The following is an 8,438-nucleotide window of genomic DNA, read 5'->3' as shown; positions in this document are numbered from 1 at the left end:
GGGCCGCCGGGCGGGTGCCCGCGCCGGAGCCGGCCGCGCGGCCCGGGCAGGCGGCGGCGGGGGCGGCGGTGCGGCACTGGGCCGGTTGGCCCACGAGTCGAACAGGACGATCAGGCCGGCGAACACCGCGCAGCCCAGCCCCAGCAGCACGTTGACCAGCGAGCCGATGATCCCGGCGACGAGCAGGATCGGCAGCACCGCCATCAGACAGTACGGGTCGATCCGGCCGAACTTCGGGCGGGAGCCTTCCTCACGGGGGCTCACCGCGCGACCTCCGCTTTCCCTCGCGCCATGTTCGCAGTATGCAACTCCCCGCCCGCCGGGGCCACCATCAGGGGGCGGGAATCCGGACAAAGGGGGCGACGGGTGTGGGAACGCGCTGGTCGGGGCGGTGGTGATTGATCGGATTGAGGGGGTCGGTGTGGGGTGGGGTCGCCGGGCGGTCGCGGCCACTCAGGACATCGCCGCCACTCGCCAAGCCGCCGCCGCGAGGCCGCTCCGGCACGACAGCTGCCGCAGGAAGCCCCAGCCCACAGCCGCCCGAGCGACCGGAGACCATCCGCCGCGCCACACAGGCCGGGCCGCTGGCGGCGCGCCCCCGCTCCACCACGACCGCAGCCCACGGCCGCTCGAGCGACCGGAGACCGCCCGCCGCGCCACACAGCTCACCACGGGCAGCGAGCAAACCAGCCAGGCCGAGCCACCAACAGCGCGACCCGCTCCACCACGACCTCACCGCAGGAAGCCCGCAGCCGCCGCGCCACCACGACCGCCCACTCACGACAGCTGCCGCGGGAAGCCCGCAGCCCACGGCCGCCGCGATACACCAGGCGCCGCCACCCACCACTCAGGACACCGCGGCGCGCAGCGCCGTCTCCACGTCCGCCCCGCTCAACCGCCTCGGCCCCACGTAATACACCACCGCGCCCGCCGTGAGCTCCGCGTCCCACGCCGGGTTCACCTCCAGCCCCGCACCCGTCCGGACCGCCAGCACCGTCGCGCCGAACGCCCGGCCGAGCGCGAGCCGGCAGCGCTCCGCCGGCAGCCGGCCCAGTGACTCCGGCAACGTCACCGAATACGTGTCCGCTCCCCCGGCCGTCATCAGCTCCGCGTACACCTCCGCGATCCCCGGTGACGTCAGCTCCTCCGTCACCATCCGCGGTGTGTGCCACTGGACGCAGCGGATGCGCGGGTCGACGTACCGCACCAGCTCGGCCCGGTCGAGGTCGCGCAGGGTCACCACCACGTGCGCCGCCGGGTTCGCGTGGTCCACCGTGACCGCCACCGCCAGTGCCTCGTTGTCGTCGGCCATGTCGACCAGGACCGCCGCCGCGCGGTCGACCGCCGCCCGCGAAAGGACTTCGGCCGCGGTCGGCTCGCCGCGGACGAAGTCCACCGGCTGCGTCGGCATCGGGTGGGCCGGGATCTCGGCGCACAGCACCAGCCCCGTCACGCCGTCGGCCAGCAGCTGGGCCACGATCCGCTCCGTCCGCCCGGCCGCGTACCCGATCAGCACCGTGTGCCCGCTCGCGCGCACCGCCTCCGTCCCCTGCATCCGCCGTCCCTTCGCCTGTTCCAGCTTCGACGCGAGCTTGGTGAAGACCGTCGTGAGCGTGGCGATCCCGCCGACGATCACGTACGCGCCCACGAAGTGCCCGGCGACCGTCTCGGGCGAATAGTCGCCGTACCCGACCGTGGTCGCGGTGACGACGAAGTACCACCAGTAGTTGCCGGGGCGGACCAGCTCGCTGCCCGCCGGCTCGGCCAGCGCCATCAGCGGCCAGCTCGTCAGGAACACCACGGCCACGACGGCGACCGGCAGGAGCCAGCCCCGGTTCAGCACCCAGCGCGCGAACAGCCGCGAGAGGAAGAACGTCACCGGTCCTCCTCACCGAGCGCGACCACGAGGTCCCGACACCTGATCACACGCTGCTACCAGGCACAACGATCTTTACCGGACCGTGACGGCGGACAGAAACGGACAGGATCACGCCGTTTCCGGGGAAACACCGGCGTTCCGTGGTGCACTGTCCGCGGTCCCTCCGCGCCGAAAGGGGTTACGCGCATGAGGAAACGGGTCAGTTCGGCACTGCTCGCCGTCGCGATCGCCGGGGGCGTCGTCACCGGCACGGCCGCCGCCGCACCCCCGACACCGGACCTCGAGTTCGCGAACCCGGCCAGTCAGGCGCTGTTCGGCAGCGCCTACGCCGCCGCGCTCGACAACCTGGTGCGCACCAACACGATCGGCTACGACGCGAAGTACGACAAGAGCGGCCTGCTCGACCCGGCCGTCGGCATCGTGCGCGCGGGCGGCGGCTACAACCAGCCGTGGACGCGCGACGCGTCGATCAACAGCTGGAACGCGACGAGCCTGCTTTCCCCGGCACTGGCGGAAAACACGCTGTGGGCGGTGGTCGACAAGGACGCCGCCGGCGCGCTGCGCGTGCAGCAGGACGACCAGCAGTGGGACCAGGTGATCTGGGTGACCGCCGCGTGGCACCACTACCTCGTCACCGGCGACGACACCTTCCTCGGCAACGCCTACGCCACCACCGCGGACACCCTGGCGATCCGCGAAGCCTCCCGCAACACCACTTACGGCCTGTTCACCGGCCCGTCGTTCTTCAACGACGGGATCGCCGGCTACCCCGCGCCGCCGGCCGACGCCACCGAGTCGGTCAGCACCGGGAGCGCGCCGTGGCCGGGCGTCGCGAGCGGGATGTACCTGAGCACCAACGAGGTCTACTACAGCGCGTACGTCAACGCCGCGAACATGGCCGAGAAGCTCCGGCGTCCGGGCCGCGAGATCGCCGGCTACCGCGCCGAGGCCGCCGCGCTCAAGGCGTCGATCAACCGGCATTTCTGGAACCCGGCGACCGGGCTCTACGACTACCAGCTCCTCGCCGACGGCAGCACCGGCGCCTACCAGGAAGGCACCGGGCTGGCGTTCGCGGTGCTGTTCGGCATCGCGAACCCCGCGCAGACGCGGTCGATCCTCGCCCGCACACGGGAAATGCCGTGGGGCATCCCCGACACCTACCCGAACTGGGACCGCTACTCCGACGCGCAGCCGGGGCGGCACAACGCGATCGTCTGGCCACTGGTCCAGGGGCTGTGGGCGAAAGCTCTGGCCGGGCAAGGACACCAGAGCGCTTTCGCCTCGGAGGTCGCGCGCCTGGCCAAGCTGGCGGGCGGCAACAGCGGGTTCTGGGAGATCTACAACGGCACCACCGGCGTCGTCGACGGCGGCTACCAGCGCCTCGGCGACACCGTGAAGTTCCACTGGGGCTCCGAACCCGACCAGACCTGGTCCGCGACCGCGTTCCTCGACATGGTCCACACCGGGCTGTTCGGGCTGACGTTCACCGACCGCGGGCTGACGTTCGCCCCCGACCTCCCCGCGGGCTGGGGTGACGTCACGCTGCGGAACCTGCGCTACCGCACCGCGAACCTGACGATCGCGCTGCACGGCGCCGGCACGAGGATCTCCTCGTTCACCGTCGACGGCAGGCCCGCGCCCGGCAACGCCGTCCCGGCCACGCTCAGCGGCGACCACACGATCGCGATCACCCTCACCGGCGCGGCCGCCGGCGACCGCGACGGCGACCGGGTGCCCGACGCGACGGACCGCTGCGCCGACACCGCCGGCCCGGTGGCCGGCTGCCCCGACCCCGCGCACCTCGAAGCGGAAGACGCCCACAACACCGGCGGCGTCAAGACGAACGTCAACCACACCGGTTACTCCGGCCGCGCGTTCCTCGACGGGCTCTGGGCGGAAGGCGCCGCGTCGGCGTTCACGCTGCACCGCACCGCCGACCAGCCGGGCACCGCCGCGATCACGCTGCGCTACGCGAACGCCAACGGCGACACCCGCACGATGACGCTGTCGGTCGACGGCCGGGCCGTCCGTCAGGTGAGCTTCCCGAAGGTCTCCGACAGCTGGGACGACTGGGGCACGGTGACCGTGGAGGGCGTGCCGCTGACCGGCCGGGACCCGGTCGTCACGCTGTCCTACGGCGCCGGCGACACCGGCCGGGTCAACCTCGACTGGCTGGCCGCCCGGACCAGTGGATGACGTCCGGCGGCTCGAAGTGCGCCCGTAGGTGCCGGTCTTCCGTGTTCCCGTGCAGCGGGAACCGGAAGACCGACCCGTCGGGCCAGGTCAGGGTGCGCCCGCGGGGGCCGAACTCCGGCGCGTCCGGCTTGCGGGCCTCCCAGACGAGCTTCGGCTCGGGCGCGTCGGCGGGGTCGAGGTAGGTCGACCCGGTGTCGACCAGCGCGACGCCGCCCGGTGCGCACACCAGCCACGGCGCCTTGGTCCGCCGGAGCTCGTCGAGCAGGCCGAGTGCCTGCGCGCCGGCGGGGCCGGTGACGCGGACTTCGCGCCCGAAGGGGTGCGCGAGCGCGCCGTGCGCCAGGGAGAAGACGACCACGGCCGCGCCGCCGATCCCGCGCAGGACGTTCCAGAAGAACCGCCGGACGAGCCGCTTTCCGGCGACAGTGCCGTCGAGGCGGCGGCCGGGCACGGCGAAGCCCACGTCGGTGTCGCCGAGCCGGAGCACGAGGACCGGCTCCTGCCAGTGGTCCCGCATCAGCGCTTCGACGCGCTCGCGGAAGCCGGGCCGGACCAGCGTCCGATCCCGCTCGGCATCGAGGCGCGCTTCGTGCGCGAACATCTTCTCGACGGCTCGCCGCCGTGTCTCGTCCCGCCCCATGAAGCCATCTTCGAGGACAGCGGCCGCGGCGGTGTCACCCGGTCCGGTGAACCCGCGGCCGGGCCGTCATTTCCGGCCCGGCGTCCCCTCTTCTCAGGTGTCGCGGTGGCCGGGCGGCACGCCCCCCGACCGGCCGGCCACCGCGAACCGACTCCCCCTCCAGCCGGCGGCGCGCGGTTAACCGTGCCCTGGCCGGGTATCTGGAGTTCATGACGGAGAACCTGAACGCCGACGTCCGGCAGTTCACCGCCGAGCTCGTCGCCGCCGCGATGGCCGGTGCCTGCGACGACGTCGCCGACGCGCTGATCATCCTCGGGCGGGCTCCGTCATCGCGGGTGCCCGCCGTGCTCGTCGGCGAGCTGGTCGGCCGGTGCGCGGCCGCGGTGCGCGCCCGCCACCCCGGCGACGCCGACGCGATCTTCACCGTCGCCGTCGAGGACGACCGGGAACAGCCGGTCGAGGTCGAATGCCTGCCGCCCGCGCTGCTGGCCGCCCTTCGCGCGCTCCTCGCCGATCTGGGCGGGGACGAGGAGAGCCGCGAGATCCAGGTCGAGCTGGCCACCCGCGGCGACGTCGAGGAGGTCGTCGGTGTGGCGACCCACCTGCTCGTCTGGCTCGTCGAGCTGTCGGCCACCACCACGGGCACCCTGCCGCCGCTGAGCTGTTTCCCGCGCTGAGGCCCATCCGGCCGCCCGTCCGCTCCGAACCCCTTCACGTCCCCGCCCCGCGAGAGGAGCCCCGATGGCCAGCACGATCGAGGTCACCGGCCCCACCGCGGGCACGGTGACGGTCCGGGCCCAGGGCGCACCCCCGGCGGAGACGCTGGCCGCGGCCCTGGCGGCGGCCGCGCGCGGGACGGCGCTGCTCCTGGTCGACCTCACCCGGGTCGACCACTTCACGACCGAAGCGGTCGAAGTGCTGCTGCCGCACGTGAACGCGCCCGGCTATCGGGTGCGGGTGTTCGCCTCGGCGGCGGTGCGGGGCAAGCTCGCCCGGCTCGGCCTGACCGACGTCGTCACGCCGAAGGCGCGGTCGCTTACCGAACCCGCCTGACCACGCCGCGCACTCACTCGCCCGGCAGCGCCGCGATCTCCTCCGCGATCAGCAGTTCAGGGTCGAACTTCATGCCCGCGAAGTGGCCGGCCAGCTCGAGCGAGAGCACACCGTGCAACCGGGTCCAGAACGACAACGCCCGATGTAGTGCTGCCCCCGGCGCCGCGTGGTCACCGGCCCAGTCGCGGTGGCTCTCGAGGTGTGTGTCGAACGCCGAGACCGTCGATGGCGTGCCGCAGGCGTCGATCAGCACCGTCATCACCTCGAACGAGATCGCCGTGGTGTCGTCCGGCGCGTGGTAGCCGGGGACCGGCGTGCCGTAGATGAGGAAGTACCGCTGCGGGTCCTCGCGGGCCCAGTCGCGGATCACGTGCGCCAGCCCCGCGAGGTCCGCGCCGCCGGCCCGCGCCGCCGCGACCACGTCGGCGATGCTGCGGTACGCGTCGCGGATCAGGGCGGTGATCAGCTCGTCGCGGCTGCCGAAGTAGCGGTACAGGGCCGGCCCGCTCATGCCCAGCCGCTTGGCGATCGCGTTGAGCGACAGCGCGGGCACGCCGGCTTCGGCGATCTGCGCCCAGGCGTGCTCCTTGATCTCGGTGCGCACCTGCGCCCGGTACCGCTCGCGTGAGCTGGCCCCGCCGGGGTCCGTCATCGGCTGCTCCTCTCGGTGGAGTTAGAGGCTATCACTTTTCTTATTGACGTTAAGCAGCCTCCTGTTATAGCTTCTAACCATCGCAAGAAGCGCTAACCGAAGGAGAACCCATGCTCCGCCACGCCGTCCTCCCGCTGGCCGCCGCCGCACTCTTCGCCGCCGCTCCGGCCCAGGCCACCGCGGCCCCGGCGCCCGCGCTGACCTGCCAGGGCCAGGGCATCGACCCCGCCGCGAAGCTGCACTACCGCACCGAGACGCTCGTCCGGGCACCGCTGAACGCCGTCTGGAAGACGCAGACGGACGTCGAGCGCTGGCCGTCCTGGCAGTCCGCCGTCTCGACCGCGAAGCGGCTCGAACCGGGCCCGCTGCGCCCGGGTTCGCGGTTCCGCTGGACGACACCGATCCCGGCGACGCCCGCCACCCCCGCCACCACGCTGGTCATCACGTCGACCGTCCGGCAGCTGCAGCGCGCGCACTGCGTCCGCTGGGAAGGCCCGGCGATCGGCGAGGGCCTGCGCATCGACCGCGGGGTGCACGTCTGGACGTTCACCCCGGTCCGGGGCGGCGTGCTCGTCCGCACCGAGGAGAGCTGGACCGGCGACCAGGTCGAGGCCGACCCGGCCACCGCCATCAAGTACCTCGCGCCCGGCCTCGACCGCTGGCTGGCCGATCTCAAGCAGACCGCCGAAGCCGACCACTGCTGACCACCCGAGGAGACAACGCCATGACTGCCACCGTTTCGCGCCCCGTCCGCACCTCTCGCGCCGTCCTCGTGGCGGCCTGGGCCTTCCCGGTCCTGATCTTCGGCCAGTTCGCCCTGCTCGCCGGCATCCCGGTCGCGGTCGTGCTGGCCGGCACCCTGCGCGACCGCCGCCTGCACCCCGCCCGCTGGTGGACCGGCCTCCTGACCGCGGCCTACGTCGTCCCGCTGGTGGCGTGGCTACTCGGGCCGGGCACCGCGCCGAGCCTGTCCAAGTCGATGAGCCCGCTGGTCACGGTGCTCGTCGGGGTGGCGGGGGTCGCGGCCGCCGTGGGACACCACGTCCTGCGCCGACGCTCGGCTTGACCCTCCAGCCGCTGGAGCCCTTACCGTCGCCGGCATGACGATCACGGTCCTCGACACCCTCCCGGCGATGCGCGAGATCCTGCGCGCGCCCGCCGCCGACCGGCCGGAGCTGCTGCGCGCGATGCTGCGGCCCGCCGCCGGGATGTACCGGTACTTCCCCGGCGAGCCGGATCTCGTGGCCCTGCACCGGATGGGCTCGGGCTTTCCCCTCGACCGCGACGGCGAGCGGTGCCTCGAAGCGCTCGACGCCTTGGCCGAAGCCGGGGCGTGGGCCCGGATCGGGCGGGCACTCGAAGACGCCGTCGCCGTGCAGGTCGCGGCGACCCCCGGCATCACGGTGCCGGACCTGACGGTGCTGCTCGTCCTCGGCGACCCCGGGGACGAGCACTTCATGGGCCCTTCACTGGGCCTGACGGCGAACGGCAGCGTGTCCGGCCACCTGTTCCTGAACCTGTGGCCGTTCCCGGAAAACCTCGCCCGGCTCGAGGCCACCGCGGTCCACGAGCTGAACCACAACCTCCGCTACAGCCCCGGCGGGGTGGTGTGGGATCCGGCGACGGTCACCGTCGGCGAGCAGGTGGTGTCCGAGGGCCTCGCGGACGCGTTCGCGAGGCAGCTCTACGGCGACGAACTCGGCTACGCGAGGATCGGCGTGGCGCACCTGGCCGACGACGCGGTGTTCGCGAAGGTCGTCACCGGACTCGGTGTCACGGGCATGCGGAACTTCACCGCCTGGGTGCACGGCGACGCGTCGGCGATCCGCTTCGGCGCGGAGCCCGTCGGGCTGCCGTCCGGCGCGGGGTACGCGGCGGGCAACCGGCTCGTCGACGCCTACCTGGCCGCCACCGGCCGGACCGCGGCCGAGGCACTGCTCGCCGACAGCCGCGAAGTCATCGACACCGCGCTCGCGCGGTGACGGCGGCTGCCCGCCCGGGCAGCCGCCGTCCACACC

General features: G+C 73.2%; 10 protein-coding genes. 6 read left to right on the top strand and 4 right to left on the bottom strand.

Annotated features, from left to right (window positions below):
• Both M8542_RS32485 and M8542_RS32480 read right to left on the bottom strand, forming a co-directional pair.
• Window positions 1–264, bottom strand: a 264-nt coding sequence (locus tag M8542_RS32485) for a hypothetical protein (protein ID WP_257924110.1), incomplete at its 3' end; no start/stop codon positions are given.
• 583 nt (window positions 265–847) lie between these two features.
• Window positions 848–1,879: a potassium channel family protein gene (locus M8542_RS32480; protein ID WP_257924109.1), complete on the bottom strand. Its 1,032-nt coding sequence runs from the start codon at window positions 1,877–1,879 to the stop codon at window positions 848–850.
• Window positions 1,880–2,065: 186 nt separating this feature from the next.
• On the opposite strand from M8542_RS32480, the gene M8542_RS32475 reads away from it, so the two are divergent.
• On the top strand, window positions 2,066–4,075 hold the full coding sequence (locus M8542_RS32475; protein ID WP_257924108.1) for a glycosyl hydrolase family 65 domain-containing protein: 2,010 nt from the start codon (window positions 2,066–2,068) through the stop codon (window positions 4,073–4,075).
• On the opposite strand, the gene M8542_RS32470 is transcribed toward M8542_RS32475, so the two are convergent.
• Window positions 4,038–4,592 carry a hypothetical protein gene (locus M8542_RS32470; protein ID WP_257924117.1) on the bottom strand — a complete coding sequence of 185 codons (555 nt, stop codon included), beginning with the start codon at window positions 4,590–4,592 and terminating at the stop codon, window positions 4,038–4,040. The two genes, M8542_RS32475 and M8542_RS32470, sit on opposite strands and share 38 nt — an antisense overlap.
• 332 nt (window positions 4,593–4,924) lie before the next feature.
• Here M8542_RS32470 and M8542_RS32465 point away from each other — a divergent pair, with 332 nt between their 5' ends.
• On the top strand, window positions 4,925–5,392 hold the full coding sequence (locus M8542_RS32465) for a hypothetical protein (RefSeq protein ID WP_257924107.1): 468 nt from the start codon (window positions 4,925–4,927) through the stop codon (window positions 5,390–5,392).
• Between the two features lie 64 nt (window positions 5,393–5,456).
• Window positions 5,457–5,768, top strand: coding sequence for a hypothetical protein (locus tag M8542_RS32460; protein WP_257924106.1), 312 nt, complete (start codon window positions 5,457–5,459; stop codon window positions 5,766–5,768).
• Window positions 5,769–5,781: 13 nt separating this feature from the next.
• Here the strand turns inward: M8542_RS32460 and M8542_RS32455 are convergent, their stop codons facing one another.
• Entirely contained in the window at window positions 5,782–6,420 is a 639-nt protein-coding gene (locus M8542_RS32455) for a TetR/AcrR family transcriptional regulator (protein WP_257924105.1), read from the bottom strand.
• Between the two features lie 110 nt (window positions 6,421–6,530).
• On the opposite strand from M8542_RS32455, the gene M8542_RS32450 reads away from it, so the two are divergent.
• The 3 genes from M8542_RS32450 to M8542_RS32440 are packed head-to-tail and all read left to right on the top strand — an operon-like array spanning window position 6,531 to window position 8,402.
• Complete coding sequence (locus M8542_RS32450) at window positions 6,531–7,124, top strand: SRPBCC family protein (protein WP_257924104.1); 594 nt, start codon at window positions 6,531–6,533, stop codon at window positions 7,122–7,124.
• A gap of 20 nt (window positions 7,125–7,144) precedes the next feature.
• Window positions 7,145–7,486 carry a hypothetical protein gene (locus M8542_RS32445; RefSeq protein WP_257924103.1) on the top strand — a complete coding sequence of 114 codons (342 nt, stop codon included), beginning with the start codon at window positions 7,145–7,147 and terminating at the stop codon, window positions 7,484–7,486.
• A gap of 34 nt (window positions 7,487–7,520) precedes the next feature.
• Window positions 7,521–8,402 (top strand): DUF2268 domain-containing putative Zn-dependent protease, encoded by an 882-nt coding sequence (locus tag M8542_RS32440; RefSeq protein WP_257924102.1) that lies wholly within the window; start codon window positions 7,521–7,523, stop codon window positions 8,400–8,402.
• Window positions 8,403–8,438: the final 36 nt, after the last annotated feature.

The sequence above is a fragment of the Amycolatopsis iheyensis genome (assembly GCF_024703995.1).
GTDB lineage: Bacteria > Actinomycetota > Actinomycetes > Mycobacteriales > Pseudonocardiaceae > Amycolatopsis > Amycolatopsis iheyensis.
Note: the sequence above shows the minus strand (reverse complement) of the source record. Positions and strands in the feature narration are given on the sequence as shown.

Excerpts from the sequence above, each read along its gene's own strand:
- M8542_RS32475 (WP_257924108.1), top strand. The coding sequence starts at position 2,066 with ATGAGGAAACGGGTCAGTTCGGCACTGCTCGCCGTCGCGATCGCCGGG.
- M8542_RS32450 (WP_257924104.1), top strand. The coding sequence starts at position 6,531 with ATGCTCCGCCACGCCGTCCTCCCGCTGGCCGCCGCCGCACTCTTCGCC.
- M8542_RS32445 (WP_257924103.1), top strand. The coding sequence starts at position 7,145 with ATGACTGCCACCGTTTCGCGCCCCGTCCGCACCTCTCGCGCCGTCCTC.
- M8542_RS32455 (WP_257924105.1), bottom strand. The coding sequence starts at position 6,420 with ATGACGGACCCCGGCGGGGCCAGCTCACGCGAGCGGTACCGGGCGCAG.
- M8542_RS32440 (WP_257924102.1), top strand. The coding sequence starts at position 7,521 with ATGACGATCACGGTCCTCGACACCCTCCCGGCGATGCGCGAGATCCTG.
- M8542_RS32470 (WP_257924117.1), bottom strand. The coding sequence starts at position 4,592 with ATGCGGGACCACTGGCAGGAGCCGGTCCTCGTGCTCCGGCTCGGCGAC.
- M8542_RS32460 (WP_257924106.1), top strand. The coding sequence starts at position 5,457 with ATGGCCAGCACGATCGAGGTCACCGGCCCCACCGCGGGCACGGTGACG.
- M8542_RS32465 (WP_257924107.1), top strand. The coding sequence starts at position 4,925 with ATGACGGAGAACCTGAACGCCGACGTCCGGCAGTTCACCGCCGAGCTC.